The organism is Micromonospora sp. NPDC049257 (genome assembly GCF_040678915.1).
GTDB lineage: Bacteria > Actinomycetota > Actinomycetes > Mycobacteriales > Micromonosporaceae > Micromonospora > Micromonospora antibiotica.
In genome coordinates this window covers 3,375-26,583 of record NZ_JBFAQU010000033.1, presented here as the reverse complement: position 1 = coordinate 26,583, position 23,209 = coordinate 3,375, and the positions used below count along the sequence as shown (strand labels likewise).

The 23,209-nt window shown below is 72.0% G+C and carries 23 protein-coding genes; 10 read left to right on the top strand and 13 right to left on the bottom strand.

The genetic code is table 11. From position 1 onward, the window contains the following. The first annotated feature begins 222 nt into the window (after positions 1-222). Entirely contained in the window at positions 223-480 is a 258-nt protein-coding gene (locus tag AB0K25_RS28940) for a WhiB family transcriptional regulator (RefSeq protein ID WP_067311984.1), read from the top strand. 139 nt (positions 481-619) lie between these two features. Here the strand turns inward: AB0K25_RS28940 and AB0K25_RS28935 are convergent, their stop codons facing one another. The 4 genes from AB0K25_RS28935 to AB0K25_RS28920 all read right to left on the bottom strand — a co-directional run bounded on the left by AB0K25_RS28935 (position 620) and on the right by AB0K25_RS28920 (position 4,135). Beyond that, positions 620-1,396 carry a CbiX/SirB N-terminal domain-containing protein gene (locus AB0K25_RS28935; RefSeq protein ID WP_308291116.1) on the bottom strand — a complete coding sequence of 259 codons (777 nt, stop codon included), beginning with the start codon at positions 1,394-1,396 and terminating at the stop codon, positions 620-622. An 86-nt stretch (positions 1,397-1,482) separates the two neighbouring features. Further along, positions 1,483-2,262 carry a phosphoadenylyl-sulfate reductase gene (locus AB0K25_RS28930; RefSeq protein ID WP_363823721.1) on the bottom strand — a complete coding sequence of 260 codons (780 nt, stop codon included), beginning with the start codon at positions 2,260-2,262 and terminating at the stop codon, positions 1,483-1,485. Continuing rightward, positions 2,259-2,417: an IS1 family transposase gene (locus AB0K25_RS28925; RefSeq protein ID WP_208568333.1), complete on the bottom strand. Its 159-nt coding sequence runs from the start codon at positions 2,415-2,417 to the stop codon at positions 2,259-2,261. The genes AB0K25_RS28930 and AB0K25_RS28925 overlap by 4 nt, the downstream gene beginning before the upstream one ends. After that, positions 2,414-4,135, bottom strand: a complete 1,722-nt coding sequence (locus tag AB0K25_RS28920) for a nitrite/sulfite reductase (RefSeq protein ID WP_219464517.1) — start codon at positions 4,133-4,135, stop codon at positions 2,414-2,416. The genes AB0K25_RS28925 and AB0K25_RS28920 overlap by 4 nt, the downstream gene beginning before the upstream one ends. A 923-nt stretch (positions 4,136-5,058) precedes the next feature. On the opposite strand from AB0K25_RS28920, the gene AB0K25_RS28915 reads away from it, so the two are divergent. After that, on the top strand, positions 5,059-6,816 hold the full coding sequence (locus AB0K25_RS28915) for a glycosyltransferase family 39 protein (protein WP_363823747.1): 1,758 nt from the start codon (positions 5,059-5,061) through the stop codon (positions 6,814-6,816). Positions 6,817-6,870: 54 nt separating this feature from the next. Here AB0K25_RS28915 and AB0K25_RS28910 read toward each other — a convergent pair whose 3' ends face one another. From AB0K25_RS28910 to AB0K25_RS28890, 5 genes are all read right to left on the bottom strand, one after another. Next, the gene (locus AB0K25_RS28910) at positions 6,871-8,409 is read right to left on the bottom strand and encodes a glycosyltransferase family 39 protein (RefSeq protein ID WP_219464518.1); all 1,539 of its coding nucleotides are present in this window, start codon (positions 8,407-8,409) and stop codon (positions 6,871-6,873) included. Beyond that, positions 8,406-9,404 (bottom strand): glycosyl hydrolase, encoded by a 999-nt coding sequence (locus AB0K25_RS28905; RefSeq protein WP_219464519.1) that lies wholly within the window; start codon positions 9,402-9,404, stop codon positions 8,406-8,408. The genes AB0K25_RS28910 and AB0K25_RS28905 overlap by 4 nt, the downstream gene beginning before the upstream one ends. After that, entirely contained in the window at positions 9,401-11,053 is a 1,653-nt protein-coding gene (locus AB0K25_RS28900) for a cellulose synthase catalytic subunit (protein WP_219464520.1), read from the bottom strand. Before AB0K25_RS28900 ends, AB0K25_RS28905 begins: the two co-directional genes overlap by 4 nt. 257 nt (positions 11,054-11,310) lie before the next feature. Beyond that, positions 11,311-12,834 carry a PAS domain-containing sensor histidine kinase gene (locus AB0K25_RS28895; protein ID WP_219464521.1) on the bottom strand — a complete coding sequence of 508 codons (1,524 nt, stop codon included), beginning with the start codon at positions 12,832-12,834 and terminating at the stop codon, positions 11,311-11,313. A gap of 52 nt (positions 12,835-12,886) precedes the next feature. Beyond that, complete coding sequence (locus AB0K25_RS28890) at positions 12,887-13,918, bottom strand: SIS domain-containing protein (RefSeq protein WP_363823746.1); 1,032 nt, start codon at positions 13,916-13,918, stop codon at positions 12,887-12,889. Positions 13,919-14,108: 190 nt separating this feature from the next. Here AB0K25_RS28890 and AB0K25_RS28885 point away from each other — a divergent pair, with 190 nt between their 5' ends. Beyond that, positions 14,109-15,935 carry a tetratricopeptide repeat protein gene (locus AB0K25_RS28885; protein ID WP_363823717.1) on the top strand — a complete coding sequence of 609 codons (1,827 nt, stop codon included), beginning with the start codon at positions 14,109-14,111 and terminating at the stop codon, positions 15,933-15,935. A gap of 87 nt (positions 15,936-16,022) precedes the next feature. Here the strand turns inward: AB0K25_RS28885 and AB0K25_RS28880 are convergent, their stop codons facing one another. Further along, positions 16,023-17,612 (bottom strand): MDR family MFS transporter, encoded by a 1,590-nt coding sequence (locus AB0K25_RS28880; protein WP_219464522.1) that lies wholly within the window; start codon positions 17,610-17,612, stop codon positions 16,023-16,025. 108 nt (positions 17,613-17,720) lie between these two features. On the opposite strand from AB0K25_RS28880, the gene AB0K25_RS28875 reads away from it, so the two are divergent. After that, entirely contained in the window at positions 17,721-18,290 is a 570-nt protein-coding gene (locus AB0K25_RS28875; protein WP_219464523.1) for a TetR/AcrR family transcriptional regulator, read from the top strand. Positions 18,291-18,419: 129 nt separating this feature from the next. Here the strand turns inward: AB0K25_RS28875 and AB0K25_RS28870 are convergent, their stop codons facing one another. After that, positions 18,420-18,674, bottom strand: coding sequence for a flavin reductase (locus tag AB0K25_RS28870; protein WP_308290904.1), 255 nt, complete (start codon positions 18,672-18,674; stop codon positions 18,420-18,422). Continuing rightward, a complete protein-coding gene (locus AB0K25_RS28865; RefSeq protein ID WP_308290905.1) occupies positions 18,671-18,967 on the bottom strand; it encodes a hypothetical protein in 297 nt (98 codons plus the stop codon). The genes AB0K25_RS28870 and AB0K25_RS28865 overlap by 4 nt, the downstream gene beginning before the upstream one ends. Before the next feature lie 401 nt (positions 18,968-19,368). Here AB0K25_RS28865 and AB0K25_RS28860 point away from each other — a divergent pair, with 401 nt between their 5' ends. The 6 genes from AB0K25_RS28860 (at position 19,369) to AB0K25_RS28835 (ending at position 22,161) form a co-directional block, all read left to right on the top strand. Next, entirely contained in the window at positions 19,369-20,136 is a 768-nt protein-coding gene (locus AB0K25_RS28860) for a DUF5753 domain-containing protein (RefSeq protein ID WP_219464524.1), read from the top strand. After that, positions 20,133-20,318 carry a DUF397 domain-containing protein gene (locus AB0K25_RS28855; RefSeq protein ID WP_219470345.1) on the top strand — a complete coding sequence of 62 codons (186 nt, stop codon included), beginning with the start codon at positions 20,133-20,135 and terminating at the stop codon, positions 20,316-20,318. Before AB0K25_RS28860 ends, AB0K25_RS28855 begins: the two co-directional genes overlap by 4 nt. Positions 20,319-20,426: 108 nt before the next feature. Beyond that, the gene (locus AB0K25_RS28850) at positions 20,427-20,600 is read left to right on the top strand and encodes a hypothetical protein (RefSeq protein ID WP_219464525.1); all 174 of its coding nucleotides are present in this window, start codon (positions 20,427-20,429) and stop codon (positions 20,598-20,600) included. An 80-nt stretch (positions 20,601-20,680) separates the two neighbouring features. Then, positions 20,681-20,932 (top strand): hypothetical protein, encoded by a 252-nt coding sequence (locus AB0K25_RS28845; RefSeq protein WP_219464526.1) that lies wholly within the window; start codon positions 20,681-20,683, stop codon positions 20,930-20,932. Beyond that, positions 20,929-21,348, top strand: coding sequence for a hypothetical protein (locus AB0K25_RS28840; protein ID WP_219464527.1), 420 nt, complete (start codon positions 20,929-20,931; stop codon positions 21,346-21,348). Before AB0K25_RS28845 ends, AB0K25_RS28840 begins: the two co-directional genes overlap by 4 nt. Positions 21,349-21,435: 87 nt before the next feature. Beyond that, entirely contained in the window at positions 21,436-22,161 is a 726-nt protein-coding gene (locus AB0K25_RS28835) for a DUF3800 domain-containing protein (RefSeq protein ID WP_219464528.1), read from the top strand. A gap of 494 nt (positions 22,162-22,655) precedes the next feature. Here the strand turns inward: AB0K25_RS28835 and AB0K25_RS28830 are convergent. After that, positions 22,656-23,209, bottom strand: a 554-nt coding sequence (locus AB0K25_RS28830; protein WP_363823714.1) for a tetratricopeptide repeat protein, incomplete at its 5' end; no start/stop codon positions are given.

Sequence of the window (23,209 nt, the reverse complement as noted above, 5' to 3'; positions counted from 1 at the left end):
GCGTTCGTTCGTGAAAGTATTCACAAGCGAACTTGAGTTACCGGGACATTGCCAGGACATGCTCGGCCGGTTGAGCAGTTCCAGCAGGCCCAGGCGCTGAACGAGTCTGCTCACGCAATGCTGAATAGTCGTACGCGAACCGTGACGACCGGCACTGCGGACGCAAATAAGAAAAGCACCAGCGTTATCTGCCATCCATCCAGAATGAGGAGTGTTGCCGCCATGGACTGGCGTCACAATGCCGTCTGCCGCGACGAGGACCCGGAGCTGTTCTTCCCGATCGGGACGTCCGGCCCGGCTGTTCTTCAGGTCGAGCAGGCCAAGGCCGTCTGCCGGCGCTGCTCCGTGACCGACCAGTGCCTCCAGTGGGCACTGGAGTCCGGTCAGGACGCCGGCGTCTGGGGCGGGATGAGCGAGGAGGAGCGCCGCGCGGTCAAGCGCCGTGGCGGGCTCCGGGTGCTGCGCGCTCACTCCGCCTGAAAACCATCACACGCTGTTCGCCCCGGCCGGGTTCACACCCCGCCGGGGCGTTCTGCTTTCCACACTCTGCGTAATCAAACGGACCGAAATGCCGGTGTCGGCGCAATCACGGAAAGTAGCACCCGGGCGGTGACGCACATCACTCCACAGCGGTGGCGTCGACCCGGCGCAGCACCAGGTCGACCAACTCTGGCGAGTCGTCCAACGGTCCGCTGACGGCCACCGCACCCGCCCGGTCGGCCGCCGCCACCACCGAGTCGTGGAACAGCCCCGGGGCCAGGAAGTACGCCACCACCGCCACCCGACGGGCACCCGCCCCGCGCAGCCGGGTCACCGCCACGTCGGCGGTCGGCGGGGCCGCCGAGGCGTACGACACGGTGCAGGGCACCCCGAAACCGTCCGCCAGGGCGGCGGCGACCCGCCCCACCGAACCACGGGCCCGCGCATCCCGGGTGCCCGCCGCCGCCAGCACCAACGCGTCCACCGGCCCGGGTCGGGCCTCGGCCAACCGGCCGGCCAGCCCGGCCAGCAGCCCCGCGTCCACCGTCCCGTCGGCCGGACCGAGCACGTCGGTCACCCGTACCGTCAGCCCGGGCGCGACCTGCCGGGCCGCCGTGACCGCCGCCGGGACGTCCACCCGACGGTGGTAGGCGGCGGTGAGCAGCAGCGGCACCACGACCGCCGTCCGGTGACCGGCGGCAGCCAGCCCCCGCAGCACCTCCGTCGGCCCCGGATCGGTGTGGTCCAACCAACTGGGCAACACCGGGGTGCCCGGCCGGGCGGCCTCGACGGCACCGGCCAACGCCCGGGTCGCCGCCGCCGCCCGCAGGTCCCGGCTGCCGTGCGCCACCAGCACCACCGGCACCCCGGAGCCGGGCCGCGCCGCGCCGGACGCGACGGCGGCACCGGGCCGCACCACGGTGGGCGCGACGGCGGCACCGGACAGGCCGGTGGCCGGCGTGGTGAGTCCCACGCCGGCCACCGGAACGCGCTCCGGGCCGGTCAGAGGTGCAGACCGCACTCGGTCTTCTCGAACATCGCCCACCGGCCGGACCGGGGGTCCTCCCCCGCCTTGGTCCGGCGGGTGCACGGCCAGCAGCCGATCGAGCCGTAGCCCCGGCCGAGCAACTCGTTGGCCGGGATGTCGTAGCGGGAGATGTAGGAGTCCACGTCGGCCTGCGACCAGGCGGCGATCGGGTTCACCTTGACCTTGCCGCGCCGGGGGTCGAACGTCACCACCGGCGTGTTCGCCCGGGTCGGCGACTCGTCCCGGCGCAGCCCGGCGGCCCAGGCGTCGTAACCGGACAGGGCCCGCTCCAACGGCTCCACCTTGCGCAGCTGGCAGCAGTCGTCCGGGGAGCGGTTGAACAGTCGGGGGCCGTACTCGCCGTCCTGCTGGCCGACGGTCTGCCGGGGCCGGATCGAACGCACGTTCACCGGCAGGCGGCGGGCCACCTCGTCGCGGACCCGCAACGTCTCCGGGAAGTGCAGCCCGGTGTCGAGGAAGACCACGTCCACCCCGGGGGCGACCCGGGACACCAGGTGGGCGAGCACGGCGTCGGCCATCGAACTGGTCACGCAGAACCGGTCGCCGAAGGTGTCGGCCGCCCAGCGGGCGATCTCCAGCGCCGGGGCGCCCTCCAGTTCGCGGCCGGCCCGCTCGGCCAACGCCCGCAACTCGGCCGGGTCACGCCGGGTGGGGTCACGGCGGGCCCGATCGGTCAGCTTCGGGCCGCCGGAACCGACCAGGCCCAGGCCCGTGGCGGACAGCAGGCGGGTCACCGGGCCACCGCCCGACTCAGCAGGCCGTTGAACTTCACGGTGAAGACCCGGGCGCAGGCGTGGCACTCCCAGGCGCCGTGTCCGGCCTCGTTCGGCCGCAGGTCCTCTTCGCCGCAGTACGGGCAGTACAGCGGCGCGGATCGGGTTTCGCTCATCGGAGTTCCTCCTCGTCGACCCTGATCACCCAGTTGGCGAACGTCTCGCCCTCGGTCCGGCCGGCCAGGTAGCGGCGGGCCAGTCGTTCCACGTACTCGGGAAGCTCGTCGGCGGTGGTCTTCAGGCCACGCAGCTTGCGGCCGAACCCGGCGGTCTGGCCCTGGGCCATCCCCAACCCGCCGCCGAGGTGCACCTGGAAGCCCTCCACCTGCCGGCCGTCCGGGCCGACCACCAGCTGGCCCTTGAGGCCGATGTCGGCGACCTGGGTGCGCGCGCAGGCGTTCGGGCAGCCGTTGAGGTGGATGGAGATGTCGGCGTCGAAGTCGCGCAGCCGCTCCTCCAGCCGGGCCACCAGCTCCTCGCCGCGCGCCTTGGTCTCGACGATGGCCAGCTTGCAGAACTCGATGCCGGTGCAGGCCATGGTGCCGCGCCGCCAGGCCGACGGCCGGGCCTCCAGGCCGATCCCGCGCAGCTCGTCGACCAGGGACTCGGTCCGCGCCGGCGGCACGTCCAGCACCAGCAGCTTCTGGTACGGCGTGAGCCGCACCCGGTCGCTGCCGTGCGCCTCGACCACGTCGGCGAGCTTGGTCAACTGCCCGCCGGACACCCGCCCGACCACCGGGGCGGCCCCGACATAGTTGAGCCCGTCGCGCTGCCGGTGCACGCCGATGTGGTCGACCGGCTTGTCGGGCAGCTGCGGGGCCGGGCCGTCGAGCAGGGTACGGCCCAGGTACTCCTTTTCCAGCACCTCGCGGAACTTCTCCACGCCCCAGTCGGCGACCAGGAACTTCAACCGGGCCCGGTTGCGCAGCCGGCGGTAGCCGTAGTCGCGGAAGATGCCGACCACCCCCGCCCAGACGTCCGGCACCTCGGCCAGCGGCACCCAGACGCCGAGCCGCTTGGCCAGCATCGGGTTGGTGGACAGGCCGCCACCGACCCAGACGTCGAAGCCGGGGCCGTGCTCCGGGTGCTCCACCCCGAGGAAGGCGATGTCGTTCGCCTCGTACGGGGTGTCGACCAGCCAGGAAATCGTGGTCTTGAACTTGCGGGGCAGGTTCGAGTACGCCTTGTCGCCGACGTACCGGCTGACGATCTCGTCGAGCGCGGGGGTCGGGTCGAGCACCTCGTCCTCGGCGACCCCGGCGACCGGGCTGCCCAGCACGATACGGGGGCAGTCCCCGCACGCTTCGGTGGTCTGCAGGCCGACCGACTCCAGCCGACGCCAGATCTCCGGCATGTCCTCGACCCGGATCCAGTGGTACTGGATGTTCTGCCGGTCGGTGATGTCGGCGGTGTCCCGGGCGAACTCCCGGGAGATGTCGGCGATGACGCGCAACTGGGCCAGGGAGAGCTGGCCGCCGTCGACCCGGACCCGGAGCATGAAGAACTCGTCCTCCAGCTCGTGCGGCTCCAGCACGGCGGTGCGCCCGCCGTCGATCCCGGCCTTGCGCTGGGTGTAGAGGCCCCACCAACGGAACCGGCCGCGCAGGTCCTGTGGGTCGATGGAGGCGAAACCACCGTGGGCGTAGATGTTCTCGATCCGGGCCCGGACGTTCAGCGGGTCGTCGTCCTTCTTGATCCGCTCATTGGGGTTGAGCGGCTCACGGTGGCCGAGGGCCCACTGTCCCTCGCCACGGGGACGACGGGGGGCACGGGTGGCGGGAACGGCGGTGGCCGTCGGGGTCCCGGGACGGGCCGGGGTGCTGCTGACCGCCATCGCGGCGTCCTCCGTTGTCTCTGCGGTGCCTCGGTGGGAGCGCGCTCGCGGCGGCAGCCGGCCCGGGAAGGGCCGAGGACAACGGTGTCGGAACGGCCGGCGCGGAACACGCGCCCGAGACGAATGAGTCGGGCGTCGTCAGTGGGCCGGACAGATCGCGCTGCGCACGCGGCCGTAGTCGACGTGGCGACGGGCCACGAAGCGGCGGACGACAGCGGCGGTCATGCAGCCATGCTCCCACACCCTGCGGAGGTGGGCCAATGACCACGTGCGGGATCCCACATCACGGGCCGCATCCCCACCGTCACCGCCCCTGCCCGCCTCCCCGGCTCCCGGCGGGCCGGCAGGGCCAGCGGAGGGCCGGTGGGCAGACCAGGGGGCCGGCCGGCGAGCGGTAGATCGGCAGCTCGATCCCCCTATAGCCGTCCCCGCTGATGTCTCATGGACGCCCTGTCGAGCTGATGACGTAGACGAATCGCCACTCCGGCCGACAGACCATGCAGAGCATTGATGAACACCATCCACGAAAAGAAGGGTCCGCTCCGACCGCCGACGACCGACGGGTCGGGATCGGGATCAGTGGCTGACGGCGGGATCGGTGCCGGTCACCGGGACCGGGATAGGGAAAGGGATAGGGATCGAGAGCGGATGTAATCCGGGGTCGGCGGGTCGGCGGGTCGGCGGGTCGGCGGGTCGAGGGGTCGGCGGGGCCGGCGGGGTCGGCGACCGTGAATCGTTTACGGCATCAGCTCTAAAGGAAGCGAACCACTACCACCCTGCCCGCCAGGAGGATGCCGTCCCGTTGGACGCCGGCCGGGCCAAGCCCCGAGGGCGGCACCATCACCGCTCGACAGCGGACACGGTGGGATTCGGCTCCGGCGGCATCGTCGGGACGGATGTGGGACCCTCGACCGGTGGGCACAATGTCCGGAAAGCGGCATTGGCGGTTGGCGGCAGGATCGTCAGCGGGTTCGTGGACGGGTGCGCTGGTCTGGGCGGTTCCGCTGCTGGTCACCCTGGCCGCCGGCTGCTACAGGATCAGCCAGGCCCAGCCCTGGCGCGACGAGTTGGCCACCTGGAGCGCGGCCACCCGAGGTGTCGGGGACGTGTTCCGGCTCACCCGAACCGTCGATGCGGCGACCGGGGCGTACTACCTGCTGGTGCACGGCTGGACCGGGGTGTTCGGCGACTCGGTGGCGGCGCTGCGGTTGCCCTCGGTGCTGGCGATGGCGGGGGCGGCGGGCTTCACGGCCGTACTCGGTCGGCGGTTGTTCGGGGCACGTGCCGGCCTGGTCGCCGGCCTGCTCTTCGCGGTCCTGCCGGGTACCTCCCGGTATGCCCAGGAGGCCCGGCCCTACGCGCTGGTGACCTTCTTCGCGGTGCTGGCCACCGTGCTGCTGGCCCGCGCGTTGGACGGCCCGGGGTGGCAGCGCTGGTCCTGCTACGCCGCAGCCGTCGCCGGGCTCGGTCTGGCCCATCTGCTCGCCCTGGGCCTGCTCGCCGCGCACGCCGTGGTGGTGCTGACCGCCCGGGTCCACGGCCGTCCGACCGCCGACCCCACCGGTCCGCCCGCCAACAGCAACAGCCGACCGGGCAACAACCAACCAGGCAACAACCGACCGGGCAACAGCAGTCCGAGAGATAGCGGGCGGGGCGACAGCAGGCCGGGCGAAGGCGGACCAGGCGAAGGCGGACCAGGCGAAGGCGGACCAGGCGAAGGCGGACCAGGCGAAGGCGGACCAGGCGAAGGCGGACCAGGCGAAGGCGGACCGGGTAACAGCGGGCGGTGGGACCGGCGGTTGGGGTGGTGGGCGGTGGCCGTGCTGGTCGCCGGGGTGGTGCTGTCACCGCTACTGGTCACCGCGCAGGGGCAGCGGTCCCACCAGCTCGACTGGGTCGCCCCGGCCCGGCTGGCCGACCTGGCGGCGTTGCCGGGCGGGCTGGCGCAGAGCGGCGTGGTGGGCGGGCTGCTGGTCGGACTCGCCGCGCTCGGGGCCGCCCGCTCGGGGCGGCGCGGTCTGCTCCCCGACGCCTGCGTGGTGCTGCCGGTCCTGCTGCTCTTCGTCGCCGCGCTGGCCGTACCCCTGTGGGTGCCGCGTTACCTGTTCTTCACGGTGCCCTTCGCCTGCCTGCTCGCCGGTGCCGCCCTGGCCGCGCCGCCGCCCACGGCCCGCACGGGAGCGGTGGCGGTGGTGGCGCTGGCCGCGCTGCTCGGGCTACCGGACCAGGCGGCGGTACGGCACAGCCACGGCTGGCCGCGCAGCGCGACCGTCGACTACCGGGGGGCGGCGGCGGTGATCGCCGCCGGGCAGCGGCCCGGTGACGCGGTGGTCTACTCGCCCCGCGACGGTTGGCTCTTCCTCGACCTCGGCATCGACTACCACCTGGCCCGGACAGCCGGGGACCGGACAGCCGGGTCCGCCGCCGGGGTGCGACCCCGGGACGTGCTGGTCACCAGCGGGCGGCGGGACCGAGCCGATCTGTGGGTCGACGAGTGCCCCCGACCCACCGGGTGCCTGGCTGGCGTGGACCGGGTCTGGCTGGTGGTGGCCGGGCGACACGACGATCCGCTCGCGGCGGTGCCGGGCGGCAAGGGCGACGCGCTGCGGGCCGGGTTCACCGTCGAGCAGGTCCGACCCCGGCCGGGGGTGACGGTGGCGCTGCTCGTCCGTCGGCGTTGACCACACCCGCCCGGCCCGGCGGACGCCGGGCGGGTGCCCGGCGCAGCTCCCCCGTCAGGCCGGTTTGCGTTCCAGCAGGACCACCCGGACCCGGTCGAACCGCTCGACGTGCCGGATGAGGAAACGCTGCCGTAGCAGGGCCTCACGGGCCGGTGGCAGTCCGGCCAGCGGGTCGTTGAGGTGGCCCGTCTCCACCAGCCAGATCCGCCTGGTGTCGCCGAGGCAGGGCAACGGCTCCCGGCACTCGCGGGCGGTCAGCCAGCCGGTCTGCCGGGCCGGTACGGCCACGAAGACGTCCCGGGGGTGCACTTGGTCGCGCAGCCCGTAGTCGGTGGCCTTGCGGGCCACGTCGCTGGAGCCACCGAACCCGTCGTTGTAGGCGACCCCGTCGCCCGGCTTGACCTGCTTGCCCAGGTAGCGGACCGCGTCGAGGTAGCGGGGCTGCCCGTCGGCCTCGTTGGAGCGCACCCGCTCCTGCGCCGGCAGGGTCTGCCAGGCCAGCACCGGCAGCAGCACCAACGCGCCGGCCAGCCAGGCCGCCGGCACCCGCCCCCGGATCGCCAGCCGGGCGGTGCGGCAGACCGCGAACGCGGCGAGCAGCGCCCACGCCGGCACGGTGAACAGGAAGTACCGGGCCAGGAACAGGTGCACCACGCTGAACGTCAGGTAACCGGCGACCGGGGGCAGCACGGCCCAGATCAGCAGCATCAGCACGGTGTTCCGCCACTGCCGGCCGGCCACCGCCACCGCGAGGGCGGCGAACGCCGCGACCAGCGCCAACGCGGCCGTCGTGCCGGTCAGGTTCGCCAGGAAGCGCAGCACGGCGTCGCCGTCGTTCTCCACCCAGGAGATCTGCCCGGACTGCCGGCTGCCGAGGATCAGCACCGGGAGGACGAACAGCCCGGCGATGCCGGTGGACGCCGCCCACCGCCACCGGGGCTCCTCGCCGCGCACCGACCGCCACAGGTGGAACAGGTGCGCGACCACCACCAGCAGCGCGACGAAGTGCAGCCAGCCGACCAGCACCAGCAGCACGCCGTACGCCCACCAGCGGCCCCGGGTCGGCCGGTCCACCGCGCGCAGGAAGAGCCAGGTGGCCGCCACCGCCGCCAGGGTGACCAGGGCGTACGAGCGGGCTTCCTGGGCGTACCGGGAGACGGTGGGCAGCAGGGCGAAGACCAGGCCGGCCAGCACCCCGACCGGGGTGTCGAAGAGTCGCCGCCCGATCAGGGTGACCAGCCCGGCGGTGAGCCCGATCGCGAGCACCGACGGCAGCCGCAGGGCGGTCGTCGAGTCCCCGGTCAGCGTGGTCAGCACCGACATGATCACGTAGTAGCCGGCGTGCACCAGGTCGATGTTGCCGACCAGCATCCGGAACTGCTCGACCGACAGTGACGTGACGTGCCAGGTGACCAGTTCGTCGTTCCACAGGTCCCGGGCGTCCAGCCGCCACCAGCCGAGGCCGAGCGCGACGACGGTCGGCAGCAGCGCCCACCAGCCGCCGCCCCGGCCCGCCGCCCGCCGGGGTACGGCGTGACCGGTGACCTCCGCCGGGTCGGCCTGCCCGGTCCACTGGATAGCCGGCGCGGTCACTTCACGGTCCGGATGTCGAAGCCGAAGGTGTCCTTGGCGGCGGACCGGCGGAACGCGCGCAGCGCGGCGTCGTCCCGGTCGATGTTCCACTTCCCGGAGCCGTTGATGTTGAAGTACGCCACCCCGAGGAGGTCCTTGCGCTTGGTCACGTTGGTGAGCAGGTCGGTGATCTGGGCCGGTCGTCGGCTGCTCGGTTCGGCCCCGGTCTCCACGATCAGCAGCGGACGCCTGGTGAAGGTGCGGATCTGGGTGATGGTGGGGACGAAGAGGTCCTGGAACGTCTTGAGGCCACGGTTGGTGTAGTACCCGTCCATGCCGACCCAGTCGACGTAGGCGTCCCCGGGGTAGAGCGCCCTGATGCTGACCTTGCGCAGGTAGTTGACGACGTTCGGGGTCCACGTCCAGATCACGTTGGTGGCGCCCTGCTGGGTGAAGATGTCGTGCAGGTGCCGCCAGGCGGCGACGTACTCGCTGGCCTTGGTCTGCTTCGTCCCCCAGGAGTACCAGTGCCCGTTCATCTCGTGGGCGAAGGTGAGGGCGATCGGCAGGTTCAGGGTGCGCACGGCGGCGGCGAACTCCTTGACGTACGCGTCGTGCTTGCCGGCGGCGATGTCCCGCAGCGGCACGTCGTACGGCTCCCAGCGGATCACCGCCAGCGCGCCGTAGTTGTGCAGCTCGCGGACCTCGCTGGCGGCGAACCTGTCGTCGAAGCTCTCGAAGATCGCCACCAGGTTGGGGGTCTTGCCGGTTTCCTCGGCGAAGGCGCGGACCCGGCCCATCTCGGCACCGCCGGTCACGGTGACGCCGAGGTACTTGCCCTTGGGTGACTTCAGCGCGGTGACGTCGTACGCCGGAATCTGTTCCTCGGCAGCGGCGGCCCCGCCCGGCCCGCCGGCGGACCCGGCGACCTTGATGTCGACCCGGCGCAGCACGGCGAACTCGGTGAACGCCAGCGCGACCACCAGCAGGAAGGTGACGAGGTATTTCGTCCTCACCGGACGACCTCGACGTCGCGTTCCGGGTCGACCAGCAGCGCCTGCCCGACGACGGCCAGGTAGAAGACCGCGCTGAGCAGGGCCGGTACGAAGATCCACGGTTCGGGTTCGACGAGCATCCGCCAGCCGGCGACACCGGCCCAGACCAGGCCGGTGCCGGCGGTCCAGACCTTCATGGCGGTCCACAGCCGTCGGGTCTTGCTCTTCTTGGCGGTGCCGCCGGTGGGCTGCCAGCCCATCCGCCGGCCCCGGACGATGTCGATGATGGCGAAGGCGTGCGCCCAGCCGTAGAGCATCTTGACCGTCCAGCTCTCCAGGCCGTAGCGGCTGCGGTGCCAGAACGGAAAGATGATCATGTTGTAGACCACGCTGGGCAGGATCAGCAGGTAGTTGGCGAGCGCGATCTGGTGCGCGAACGCGGTGAGCATCAACACCGGGATGACCGGCGCGACGAAGGTGAACAGCCCCGTGTGCAGGTAGTAGCAGAAGCCGGAGATGTAGCTGAGCCGGGCCCGCAGCCGCAACTTCGTCGACCAGAACTTCCTCGACCCGAGCAGGCTCATCGAGCCGGCGCACCAGCGGTACTGCTGGGTGAAGAACGAGTCCACGTCCGACGGGCAGAGCCCGGCGGCCAGCACGACCGGGATGTACCGCAGGTTCCACCCCTTCATCCGCAGGTCGAAGCCGGTGTGCACGTCCTCGGAGTGCTCGATCAGGGTGGACCCGCCGATGGAGAACAGCGCGTCGCGGCGGTAGACGGCACAACTGCCCACGCAGATCGCCGAGTCGTGGGCCTGTCGGGACACCTGCACCGACCGGTAGAACAGCTCCTGCACCGCCCCGGCTCCCCGCTCCACCCAGGTCTGCCCCAGGTGCACCCGGAAGAACTGCGGCGACTGCACGATGCCCGCGTTCGGCTCGGCGTCGAACCAGGGCAGCATCTGGTCGAGCATGTCCTTACGCGGGACGAAGTCGGCGTCCAGCACCAGGATGAAGTCGCTCATGGTGCGTTCGAAGGCGTACCGCATGTTGCCGGCCTTCTTGAACCAGCCCCGGTTGGGTCGCCGCTGGTAGACGAAGCCGAAGGCGAGCGCCATCCGTTCCATCGCCTCGTTGGGCGAGTCGTCGAGCACGTAGACGGTGACCTCGCCCCGGTAGTGGCGGCCCATCGCCCGCACGTGCTCCCAGGTGTTGCGCAGCACGTGCGCAGGCTCGCCGCAGACCGGCAGGAACACGTCGACGCTCGGGTAGCGGGCCGGCCGCCAGGTGCGCACCAGTTCCTGGTGGCGGGCCAGGTCGAAGCCCGGGGTGAAGAGGTTCACCGCCAGCGAGATGAGGTAGTAGACGACGGTGAAGAACAGCAGCGGGGCGAGCAGCCACAGCCACGGGGTGAGCCGGACGAAGAGCAGTTGGCTGGTGATCAGGCAGCCGAAGCTGACCAGTGACGGCACCATCAGGGCGGCCAGTCGCCGCTTGCGGTAGGAGAACAGCTCGGCGTCCGTCGGCGGCAACGGCACCGGGGCGTACGCGGGCCGGTGCGCCTCGTCGGAGGGCTTGCGGGGGGTCCACTTCGACGTCTGACGCGGCACCCGGAACTCGGCGGTCGGCGACAGCACCGCAGCCGGATCGACCGCAGGCGGTGAGGTCATCGCTTCGTCTCCCCCGCCCACCGGGCGCACGCGCTCCCCGACAGGGCGAGCGGATGTCGCCGGACGCGTCCAGGAAGCCGGGCACGGTGAGCTGGCCGTGTCTGCTTGGTGGTGAAGCTAGAAAACTATTCAGTCGGCTGCAAGGTGTCAATGCCCGCCAATCGACCGAAAGCCTCACCGGGCCGCAGATCGTACGTCGCTCTACTCACATTCATCCCGGCGTCACCACCGGGCAACCGGGCCGTCGGGCGGCCGGTTCAGGCCTTGGCCAGCGGGAGCACCAGCACCGCCTCGGTGCCGCCGGTCGGGCCGGGACGCAGCTCGATGCTGCCCCGCAGCTCCCCGGTCACCAGCGCCCGGACGATCTGCAGACCGAGCCGCCCACCCTTGGCGGCGTCGAACTCGGCCGGCAGGCCGCGCCCGTTGTCCGCCACCGAGACGTGCAGCTGCTTACGCTGCCGGTGCGCCGTGACGACCACCTCCGGGCGGGCCTCCGACTCCGGGACGTCGACCCCCTCCTCGGCCGGCGGGAAGCCGTGCTCGACGGCGTTGAGCAGCAACTCGTTGAGCACCATCACCAGCGAGGTGGCGATCTCGGCGGGCAGCACCCCGAAGCTGCCGGTCCGGCGCATCCCGACGCTCACCTCGGTCGCGGCCACCTCGGTCGCCGCGCTCGCCACCCGGTCGACGATCCCGTCGAACTCGACCGCCTCGTCGCTGGACATGGAGAGCGTCTCGTGCACCAGGGCGATGGAGGCGACCCGGCGTACCGACTCCTCCAGGGCGACCCGGGCCTCCGGCATCGACACCCGCCGGGCCTGCAGGCGCAGCAGCGCGGCGACGGTCTGCAGGTTGTTCTTCACCCGGTGGTGGATCTCCCGGATGGTGGCGTCCTTGGTGATCAGGGCCCGGTCGCGGCGGCGTACCTCGGTGATGTCGCGGACCAGGACCAGCGCGCCGATCGGCACCCCGGCGGGCATCAGCGGCAGGGCCCGGGTGAGCATCGTCGCCCCCCGGGCGTCGATCTCCCGCCGGGGCGGGCCCTCGCCGCGCAGCGCGGCGAGGATGCCGTTGGCCGCCTCGGTGCCGTCCAGTGGGTCGCTGGCCAGCCGGCGGTGCAGCTTGGCCAGGTCCTCGCCCACCAGGTGGGAGGCGTAACCCAACCGGCGGTACGCCGACTGCGCGTTCGGGCTGGCGTAGGTGACCTTGCCGCCCGCGTCGAGGCGGACCAGCCCGTCGCCGACCCGGGGCGCGGAGGTGGTCTCGCCCGGGTGCCGGGGCGGCGGGAAGGTGCCGTCGGCGATCATCTGGGCCAGGTCGTCGGCGGTGGTGAGGTAGTTCAGCTCCAACTGGCTGGGGGTACGGGCGGTGGACAGGTTGGTGTCCCGGCCGACCACCGCGATCACCTCGCCGGCCTCCCCGTCGGCGGTGCGCAGCCGGACCGGGATCGCCTCGTGCCGGGCGGGCACGTCGCCGTACCAGACCGGGTCGCCCTCCCGCCAGATCCGGCCCTGCCGGTACGCCACCTCCAGGTGGGCCACCTCCGGCCCGCCCACGATCCGCCCCACCTGGTCGTCCAGGTAGGCGGTCGGGGCGGTCGTCGGGCGGACCTGGGCGACGCAGAGGAACGTGCCGTCGTCGTCCACCGGCACCCACAGCAACAGGTCGGCGAAGGACAGGTCGGACAGCAACTGCCAGTCCCCGGCGATGCGGTGCAGGTGGTCGATGTCGGCCGGGCGGAGCTGGGTGTGCTCCTCGGCGAGGTCGCGCAGCGTGGACACGAGACACAGCGTGCCACGCCCACCCCGACCCCGTCCCGCTGGCCGGCCCGGCTCACATCGTCGCGGTGACCTTCTTCAGCCCGCGTGGGGCGTCCGGGTCCTCACCCCGGGCCAGCGCCAGGGCGAGCGCGAGGCGCTGCAACGGCAGGATGTCCAGCAGCGGGGCGTACCGCTCGTCGACCTCGGGCACGGCCATCCGGGTGACCCCCTCGACCTCGGCCGAGCCGACCACCACCACGTCGGCGCGGCGTTCGCCGAGGCGGGGCAGCACCTCACCCATGGACCGGCCGCCGGGGCCGGAGCCGACCACGGCCAGCACCGGCACGTCCGGGTCGGTCATCGCGAGCGGGCCGTGCAGCAGGTCCGCGCCGGAGAAGGCCAGCGCCGGCAGGTAGGAGGTCTCCATCAGCTTGAGCGCCGCCTCCCGGGCGGTCGGGTACGCGTACCCCCGGCCGGTGGTGACGAGCTGGCCGGCGAACCGGTAGCGCGGGGCGAGCTGGGCCGGGGTGGGGTCGGCGAGGGTGTGCTCGGCCAGCTCGGGGAGGCGTTCCAGGGCGGCCCGCTGGTCGGCCGGCAGCACCCCGCCCCCGGCCCGGATGCCCTCCACCAGCAGCAGCAGGGCGAGCAGTTCGGCGGTGTAGGTCTTCGTCGCGGCGACCGCCCGCTCGTGCCCGGCGGCGATGTCGACGCCCAGCTCGGCGGTCTGCGCCAACGGCGAGTCGGGGTCGTTGGTGACCGCCAGGGTGAGCGCGCCGGCCTCGCGGGCGGTGCGCAGCACCTCGGTCAGGTCGGGTGAGCCGCCGCTCTGGCTGACCCCGACGACCAGCGCGTCGGAGAGGTCGGGGCGGGCCCCGTAGACGGTGACCGCGCTGGGCGAGGCGAGCCCGGCGGGCAGTCCGAGCCGGATCTCGGTGAGGTACGCCCCGTAGAGGGCGGCGTGGTCGGAGGTGCCCCGGGCGGTGAAGACGACGTGCCGGGGGCGGCGTCGCGCGACGGCCGCCGCGACCCGGGCGATCGCCCCGGCGTGCTCGGCGGAGAGCAGCCGCGCGTAACCGGCCGGCTGCTCGGCGATGTCGGCGGCCATCCCGGCCCCTGGATGTGTCACGGAGACTCCCCCTCCTTGCGCATTTGCCGCGCGTTTCATGTTCAGTCTTGCACGAACGAGCCATTCTCACCATTGCTGCGAGCACTAACGCGCAGGAGATCCACACTTGTTGCCGGCATCCCCTACGCTTGCCCAGCCCTGGCAACCCCCCTGCGAGCGAGAGGCCGACGTGTCGGAGGAGCCACCCGCGCTGACCGCGGCGGAGGAACTCGCCCTCGCCCGGATCGCGCTCGACGAGGGCGACCTGGCCCACGCCGCCGACCACCTCGCCGCCGCGCTGGTGCTGGCACCGACCCTGCCCGACACCCACGAGACGCTCACCCGGATCGCCACCGCGGCCGGCGGTGACCTCGACCTCTTCCCGCTCGGCCACCGCGCACACGTCGGGGCCGTGGTCGCCCGCGCCCACCTGCTCGCCGCCGCCGGCCGGCCCGCCGAAGGGCTGGACCTGCTGGTCGCCGCCACCGGTCACGCCCCCGGCGTCGACTGGGCCGGGGTGCCCTGGGTGACCGACCCCGAGCTGGCGCAACGGCTCGACCCGGACCGCTGCGCCCGGATCCTCATGCAGGTCTGCGCCGCCGTGCCCGACCCGGTGCCCCGGACCGGCCGGGCACCCCTGCAGCCGTACCTCACCCTGGCCCGGCACGCGGTCGCCGCGCACCCCCGGCACGCCCTGCTGCTCGGGGCGGCGTCCGCGCTGGCCCGGCGGCTCGGCGAGGTCACCCTCGCGGTCACCTGGGCCAGCCGCGGGGTACGCGAGGCGCCGTCCAAGCTCGGCGAGGTCTGGCTCGGGTACGCCTACCGCAGCGCCGGCCGCACCCGGGAGGCCCTGGCCGCCCTGGAACGGGCCGTCGCGCACGACCCCGACGACCTCGCCGTCTATGCCGACATCGCCGGCACCCTGGCCGACCACGGCCAGCTCGACCAGGCCCTCGGCTGGATCGACCGGGCGCTGGCCCGCGACCCGAGCTTCGACTGCGCGGTGCACACCGCGCACCGGCTGCGGTTCCTGCGCGACGGCGACGTCGGGCACCTGGTCGCCCTCGCCGACTTCACCCGCGACCACCCCGACGACACCCACGAGCACACCGACCTCGCCGAGTCCTGCCGGGGACGCCCCTGGCTGGGGCAGGTCACCCCGGCGACGGGCGCGATGGTCGACGCGTTGCGCCGGGCGCTCGCCGCCGACGGCTTCCCCGACGCGGCGGTCCGCCTCGACTCGGTCGAACCGCCGAGCGCGATGCGTACCGTCACCGCCGCCGTGCCCGGCCTGCACGTCGAGGTCACCGGCGTCGCCGAGCCGGACCCACGCGAGCCACGCCGGGCCACCGAGTGCCGGCTCTGGCGCTACGACGGCACCACCGCCGCGCCCACCCTGCCGGCCCCGTCCACCGTCGCCGCCGACCGGGTACGCCAACTCGCCCACCCGGCCTGGCCGCACCCACCGGCCGCCTACGACGCGGCGGTCGGGCTGGCCACCCTGGAGTTGGCCGACCTGCTGGGCCTGCTGGTGCACCCGCCCGAGGCACCGCCGACCGCGCTGGGCCGGGTGCTCACCGGCCAGGACCCGTCACTGTGGGTACGCTGCGTCCAGGTCTGGGCCTGCCTGGGCCTGCTGCACCACCGCACCGACGAACCCTGGGCCACCTCGACCCGCCGTCGGGTGCTGGTGGAACTGATCTGGGGCGTCGAGGACTGGATCACCGAGGCGGCACTGTTCGCCCTGGTCACCGCCGCCTGGGTGGACCCGGCGGTGCGCCCCGACGTGGCCGGGCTGGTGGCCGAGCGCCTCGCCGACGTGGCGACCGTCGCCCAGGGCCGGCCGGTGCCGATCGCCATCTCCCTGGCCCACCTGGCGCTGGCCACCCCGACCGTGGACCCGGACACCACCGCGCTGGCCCACCGGCTGCTCGCCACCCCGGCCCGCCCCCGCCGGACCGGCCACCTGGCCCGCGCCTGGCGTCGCCTCACCGCCCTGGTCCGCCGCCACCCCTGACGCCGCGCGGCCGGCCCTGACGCCACGCGGCCGGCCCGTACCCCCGGGAGGGGATGGACCGGCCGCGACGAACGGGACGGGATCGGGTCAGGAGACCGGGGCCTTGCCGAGGGCGACCTCGGCCTGCTCCTCGCCGGTGGCCTCCGGCGGCGGGACGGCGTTCGCCGTGCGCAGCGGGATCTCCCGGATGAACCAGGCGAGCACCGGCACCGCGATCGTGATGATCATGGCCCAGAAGAAGACGTGCGAGATGGCGTCGGAGAGGCCGCCGAGCACCACCTCACGTGCCTGCGCCGGCAACTCCTTGAGCTTGGTCAGGTCCATCCCCCGGCCCTCGCCGGTGCCACCTTCGAACGCGCTGCCGGCCGGCGAGTCGGCGAGCCGGTTGGCGAAGATCGCGCCGAACAGCGAGATGCCGAACGAACCGCCGATGGAGCGGAAGAAGGTGGCCGCGCCGCTGGCCGCACCGAGGTCCTTCTGCTCCACGCTGTTCTGCGCGATGAGCATGGAGGTCTGCATCAGGAAGCCCATGCCGGCACCGAGGACCAGCATGTAGAGCGACGACTCGACCTTGCCGGTGTCGACCTCCAGCAGGGACAGCAATGCCATGCCGACGGCCATCACCACACCACCGACGATCGGGAACACCCGGTAGCGCCCGGTCCGGGTGATGGCCCGGCCGACCACCAGCGACACCACCAGCATGCCGAACATCAGCGGGAGCAGCAGCAGACCGCTGTTGGTGGCGGAGGCACCCTGCACGGTCTGCTGGTAGAGCGGCAGGAAGTTCATCGCGCCGAACATCGCGAAGCCGAGCAGGAAGCCGATCATCGAGATCAGCGCGAAGTTGCGGTTGGCGAAGAGGCCGAGCGGCAGGATCGGCTCGGCGACCCGACGCTCGACGAGAGCGAAGGCCACCAGGCTCACCAGCGCCAGCGCGGCGAGACCGAAGATCTGCGGGGACGCCCAGTCGTATTCGTTCCCGCCCCAGGTGGTGACCAGGACGATCGCGGTGATGCCGACGGACAGCAGTCCCGCGCCCAGCCAGTCGATCCGGTGCTCGGTGCGGTACTTCGGCAGGTGCATCGTGGTCGCCAGGATCAGCAGCGCGAGCCCACCGAGCGGCAGGTTGACGTAGAACGCCCAGCGCCAGGAGAGGTTGTCGGTGATGAAGCCGCCGACCAGCGGGCCGGCGACCATGGCGATCGCCATGATGCCGGCGATCATGCCCTGGTAGCGGCCCCGCTCCCGGGGCGGCACCAGGTCACCGATGATCGCCATCACGCCGACCATCAGGCCACCGGCACCGAGCCCCTGCACGGCCCGGAAGGCGATCAGCTCGACCATCCCGTTGCCGGTGCCGCCGAGCAGCGCCGAACCGGACATCCCGCAGAGCGCCGACCCGATCAGGAAGATGACCACCGAGGTCAGGAAGATCGCCTTGCGGCCGTACAGGTCACCGAGCTTGCCCCAGATCGGGGTGGAGACGGTGGTGCCGAGCACGTACGCGGTGACCACCCAGGTGAAGTGGTTGACGCCACCGAACTCGCTGACGATCCGCGGCAGCGCCGTGCTGACGATCATGTTGTCGAGCATCGCGAGCATCATCGCGATCATCAGACCGAACAGCACCACCCGGATGTTGGGTTTCGCCGTCGCCTGGGTTTCCTGAGTCATGGGTAAGCTCCCCCGAGATATGTCGCACTTACTTGCCGCCCGGCTAGTCACCTTACTAGCCGCACGGTAAGTTGGACAGCCGGACCCCGTCAAGCGAGTTGGGTGGTAATGGTGAGTCAGAGCACAGGTGGCACGCGGGAGCGCATTCAGGCTGTCGCGCTGGAGCTCTTCACCGAGCAGGGGTACGAGAAGACCTCGCTCCGCGAGATCGCCGAGCGCCTCGGGGTGACCAAGGCCGCCCTCTACTACCACTTCAAGAGCAAGGAGGAGATCGTCAACAGCTACGTCGAGGACCGGTTGCACCGGATGGACGAGCTGATCGACTGGGCCCGCGACCAGCCGGCCACCCAGGCCACCCGGCACGCCCTGGTCAGCCAGTACGCCGACACGATGTTCGCCCCCGGGCAGTCCGTGGTGATGCGCTTCTTCGAACAGAACCAGACCGTGCTCAAGAGCCTCGTCGCCGGCCAACAGATGCGCGAGCGGATGTTCCGCCTGGCCGACGCGATCTGCCAGGGCGACGACTCACCCCGGGCCCAACTGCGGGCCACGCTCGTCCTGTTCGCCGTGCACAGCAGTTGGTTCGCCGTGCGGACACCGGACATCAGCGACGACGAACGCAAGAAGATCGCCCTTGAGGTGGCCGACGAGCTGCTGAACGGCATCGAGGAGAGCTGACCGACCGGGCGGGACCCGGGGCGCACGGGCAGGCCAGGGCCACGAACGGATGCACGCCCCCGCCCCGGGCCGGTGCCTCGCCGGGGGGACGGGACAGCCGACGCCGGGCGGGTCCCGGGCGGATGAAGGTCAGTCGGTGGGCGGGCGGGCCCAGGTGAGGAAGCGGTCGGTCACGTCGACCGGGCGACCGCTGTCGAGCTGCGCGAGGTGGTCCTCCGCCTCCACTTTCCAGCCCGCGAGCAGCGTCAGCAGTCGGGGCCGGTCGTCGGCGTACTTCGCCAGCAGGGCGAGTTTCGCCTCCCCGCAGGGCCACGGGTGCGCGTCCACCCGGCACAGCCAGGTCGGGGGCAGGGGCGTGTGCCGACCCGGGATCACACCGGTCACGAGGTCGACACCCTTCGCGGGACCGGCCCGCGGGCTACCGGCGTGCGGGCTGCCGGCGTGCGGACCGGGGCCTTCAGGCGCCCGGCACCGGAAGGCTGGAGGAACAGGGTCCGCCGGGAGACCGCGTCGCCTGCGGCGTCGAGCACGTACGCGTCGACCCACACCCACCCGTCGTACGTGTGCCAGTCGGTCAGTACCCGGATGACCCGGACCGTGATCGGCCGGACGAACTGCACGCTTGCGGCGCGGGACAGGCGCAGCACGTCGCCGGAGCGAACCAGCGGCGGGGTCACCGCGCGGGCCTCCGCTCCCGCCAGCGGTGCCCGGGAGTGACGTTCGCCAGGCGGCCGGGACCCCGCCACGGCGGGACGACCGGGCCGATCGGACCGGGCAGGTACGGGCGCGCGGGCGGCGGCTCGGCGGCCGGCTTCGGTTCCGGTGCCGGTGGCGGGTCGGCAGGCTTCGGCTTATCGGGCACGGTGCTCCCCTGACGTCGTGGCGTTGGAGAGGGGCCGCCTCTCACCCCTCGAAAGAGACGGCCCCCCAGCAAACGCGACCGGCGGGTGTCCTCTTCGACCGGCGGCGTCGCTCTACACACGACTCTTGCAGGCAGTTGCGGGACGGGTACACAGCGTTAGATCATGGCAACGGGACCGTCGGGACGTCCCGAGTGCGCTACAGAGGGGTAACGGGGATGAATCACGCGGTGAAGGTCGCGATGCTCGACGCAGGCGAGACCGCCGAAAGCCTGGCAGCCCAGGTGGGCGTCGACCCGAAGACAGCGGCGCGGTGGGTGAGTCACGGACGCATCCCGCGCGCCCGGCACCGGGTGCGGGTCGCTTCGATCCTCGGGCGGGACGTGCTCGACCTCTGGCCGGACGCGTTGAAGCGCCGCGAACCGGCATGGTTCCGGCGGTGGGCGGACATCGAGCGCGAGGCGGTCGAGCTGCGGTGGTTCGAGCTGGCGTGGGTGCCGGGTCTACTTCAGACCGAGGCGTACGCGCGGGCGACGCTGTCGATGGAGGCGCTGTTACCCGAGCAGGTCGACGAGTTGGTGACGGCGCGCATGGCACGCCAGGCGATCTTGCAGCGGGGCCGGCCACCGCACCTCATCGCGGTCGTAGACGAGACTGCCCTCCGGAGACGCGTCGGCCGCGACCGCGCAATCATGCGCGAGCAGTGCGAGCACATCGCCGCGTGCGCCGATCTGCCCTCCGTGCAGGTGCACGTGGTTCCACTCGATACTCCGATGTATCTCGGGATGGGCGGGCCGTTCATCATGGCCGAGCTTCCGGACGGGGCCCGGGTCGCACACGAGGACGGTCAGGTCCGGGCTCACATCACGGAAGATGCGGCGGAAATTGCTACCCTGGAGAGCAGGTGGGCGCGCATAGTGGGCGAGGCTCTACCTCGGATGCTATCGCTCAAACTCATCAGGGAAGTGGCAGCGACATGGACATGACCGGCGCGCAGTGGCACAAGAGCACCAAGAGCGGCAGCAACGGCGGGGCGTGTGTCGAGGTGGCCGACAACCTGCCCGGCGTCGTCCTCGTACGGGACACCAAGGACCGCGACGGCGCAACGCTGATGTTCGCTCCCGGCGCGTGGCGTGGGTTCGTGACCTTCGCGAAGGCATCCCGCTAGACAAGGCGTTGGGGCCCCGGCCGGACGGCGGTCGGGGGCCACCTGCTGTCCGGGGCCACCGTGACCCAGCGACCCCGGCGTGGGTCCACTCGACCCGGCGCCCCCGAGGTGTCCACCCGCCTGGAAGCCGAAGCCCACCGACGCGGGATCACCCCGAGCGCCCTGATCTGCGAACTGGTCGACGCGGGACTCACCCCGGCCACCGACGACACCACCGTCACCGTCCGAGCCGCCGACCTACGCCGCGCGATCGACCACGTCATCCACGACGCCGCAGCCTGACCTGAGGTTACTGCCGGTTGTTACCCGCTTGGAGTGGCCGGTAGCACCGCCGGTGCTACCAGCGGGAGTACGCTGCCACCATGACCGCGAAACGCTCCATCAGCGTGCCCGACGACGTCGCCGAGTGGCTCGACGGCCAGCCCAACGTCAGCGCCGCCATCACCGCAGCCGTCCGGGCCCAGATGGCCGGCACCCAACTCGACGAAGTGCTGCGCCGCGCCGGCATCGAGGTCACCGAAGCCGGCAAGGCCCGCTGGCGCGACCGCCTGGCCGCGCCGATCCCCGACGACGCCCTCGCCGAGGGGCAGCGGATGCTCGACGAGGGCGCGTGAGCGACAACCAGGTCGCCGTGGTCCTGGACGCCACCGCCCTCGCCGCGTACGTCGACGGGCAGCTCGCCGTCGGCGAGCTGATCGCCGAGGTCGCCGACGAAGACCGCACCGTCGGCGTGCCGGCGGCCTGCCTCGCCGCCGCCTATGCCGCCACCAGCAGCGACGTCGGCACGGCCCTGCTCACCCTCCTGACCACCACACCCGCCATCACCGTGCTGCCCCTCGGAGCCGAACCCGGCGTCGACGACGCCCGCCAAGCCGGCGTCCTCGCCCGCGCCGCAGACGGCGACATCGCCCTCGGGCACGCCGCCCGCACTGCCATCGCCCACCAGGCCCATCTGGCCACCACCGACCCCAATCCGGCCGCCGCCGTGCTGCCCGCCGGCTGGAGCATTCTCGACCTCAGCCAGGCGTGACCGGTGCCTCTGCGGCACCCCAGCCGGCGGTGAGGATCCGCCGGCGCGTCGCGCGGCGTGTGGTGATCGCGCGCTTACTGTCTGCGGGTGCTGCTGACTTACCTGGACGAGTCGTACACCGATCGCTGGTACTGGATGGGCGCGCTACTTGTCCCCGACGTCGTGGCCATCCCGTTGAGCACAGCCTTGGACGAGGTGATGCTCGACGCGGCGAAGGCCTACGGCGTCGCGGCGGAGTCTGAGCTTCATGGCTACGACCTGTTCCAGGGCCGAGCGCCGTGGACAGGTCTGCCGCCCCGGGCCCGAATCGCGGTGTACAACTCCGCGCTCAAGGCCATCGGCTCGCACGAGGTCACGATCATCCTGCGAGGGGTCGACCGCCATGGCCTCACCCGTCGGTACGCCACACCAAAGCCGGCACACGAGGTGGTGCTGTCACACCTGCTCGAACGCATCGACGGGTACGCGGCGATGCGCGAGCAGCTGGTCCTGGTCATCGCCGACGAGGTCGACAACCCGGCAACCCATCGTTCCGACCTGAGCCGCTACCGGACTGCTGGAACCGGCGGCTACCGATCTCGCCGGCTCACCCACATCGTCGACACACTGCACTTCGCCCCATCGCATGCCTCACGGCTCGTGCAGGCCGTCGACCTGGTGACATTCCTGTTCCGCCGAATAGCCAGCGGTACCGTAGCGGACCCGCGCGAGATGGCCGCGAACGAACGGCTGTGGTCGTGGGTCGAGCCGCGCCGCTACCACTCCTGGTGCTGGTCCCCGACCGCCCCTCAGATGCACGAAGGGCCCGCGTGAGCGGGCCCTAAGGCGGCTGCGGGAACCCCCGAAAGGGCCTCCTGCGCTCCCCAGATTAGCAGCAAGTTGTGCGCGACACACAAACTTCGCGAATCGGCTTGGGGTCGGGTGCCGGGTGCCACCGGGGTATGACCCCGATGTCGCCGACGAAGACCGCACCGTCGGTGTGCCGGCTGTCTGCTCGCCGCCGTCTACGCGGCCACGAGCAGCGACGTCGGCACTGCCCTGCTCACCCTGCTGACCACCACGCCCGCTGTCGCCGTGCTGCCTCTTCGCGGCCGAGCCCGGCGTCGACGACGCCCGCCAGCCCGGCGTCCTCGCTGACGCCGCAGGCGGCCACATCGCCCTCGGTCACGCTACCCGCGCGGCCATCGTTCACCAGACGCACCTAGCCGCCACTGACCTGCCACGGGCGTGGCACAGATGGGCAGCGCGGATGGCGCGGTCGCAGCGTTCCCAACCCTGTGCAGGCCCGCCGCGATGCCATCCCGGTGTTACCCCTCGGGCTGCTCACCGTCGCCGCGCTGTTCAAGCAGAGCCCTCAGGTTGCTCATCGCCGGCCGGTGGCCGGTGCCGGCTGCGCGTCGATACCACTGCTCCGCCTCGTCTTGGCTGCCGCGCTGTTCGAGCAGAATCCCCAGGTTGTACATCGCGTCGGTGTGGCCGGTGTCGGCTGCGCGTCGATACCACTGCTCCGCCTCCTCCTGGCTATCGCCGCGCTGTTTGAGCAGAATCCCCAGGTTGTTCATTGCGTCGGTGTGGCCGGTGTCGGCTGCACGTCGGAACCACTGCTCCGCCTCCTCCTGGCTATCACCGCGCTTGGCAAGTAGAACGCCCAGGTTGCTCATCGCCCCGGTGTGGCCGGTGTCGGCTGCACGCCGATACCACTGCTCCGCCTCCTCCTGGCTATCGCCGCGCTGTTCAAGCAGAATCCCCAGGTTGTACATCGCCCTGGTGTGGCCGGTGTCGGCTGCACGTCGGAACCACTGCTCCGCCTCCTCCTGGCTATCACCGCGCTTGGCAAGTAGAACGCCCAGGTTGCTCATCG

Coding starts and splice junctions, on each gene's coding strand:
- AB0K25_RS28940 (WP_067311984.1), top strand. CDS start 223: ATGGACTGGCGTCACAATGCCGTCTGCCGCGACGAGGACCCGGAGCTG.
- AB0K25_RS28925 (WP_208568333.1), bottom strand. CDS start 2,417: ATGAGCGAAACCCGATCCGCGCCGCTGTACTGCCCGTACTGCGGCGAA.
- AB0K25_RS28920 (WP_219464517.1), bottom strand. CDS start 4,135: ATGGCGGTCAGCAGCACCCCGGCCCGTCCCGGGACCCCGACGGCCACC.
- AB0K25_RS28915 (WP_363823747.1), top strand. CDS start 5,059: ATGTCCGGAAAGCGGCATTGGCGGTTGGCGGCAGGATCGTCAGCGGGT.
- AB0K25_RS28900 (WP_219464520.1), bottom strand. CDS start 11,053: ATGACCTCACCGCCTGCGGTCGATCCGGCTGCGGTGCTGTCGCCGACC.
- AB0K25_RS28890 (WP_363823746.1), bottom strand. CDS start 13,918: ATGGCCGCCGACATCGCCGAGCAGCCGGCCGGTTACGCGCGGCTGCTC.
- AB0K25_RS28880 (WP_219464522.1), bottom strand. CDS start 17,612: ATGACTCAGGAAACCCAGGCGACGGCGAAACCCAACATCCGGGTGGTG.
- AB0K25_RS28875 (WP_219464523.1), top strand. CDS start 17,721: ATGGTGAGTCAGAGCACAGGTGGCACGCGGGAGCGCATTCAGGCTGTC.
- AB0K25_RS28860 (WP_219464524.1), top strand. CDS start 19,369: ATGAATCACGCGGTGAAGGTCGCGATGCTCGACGCAGGCGAGACCGCC.
- AB0K25_RS28855 (WP_219470345.1), top strand. CDS start 20,133: ATGACCGGCGCGCAGTGGCACAAGAGCACCAAGAGCGGCAGCAACGGC.
- AB0K25_RS28845 (WP_219464526.1), top strand. CDS start 20,681: ATGACCGCGAAACGCTCCATCAGCGTGCCCGACGACGTCGCCGAGTGG.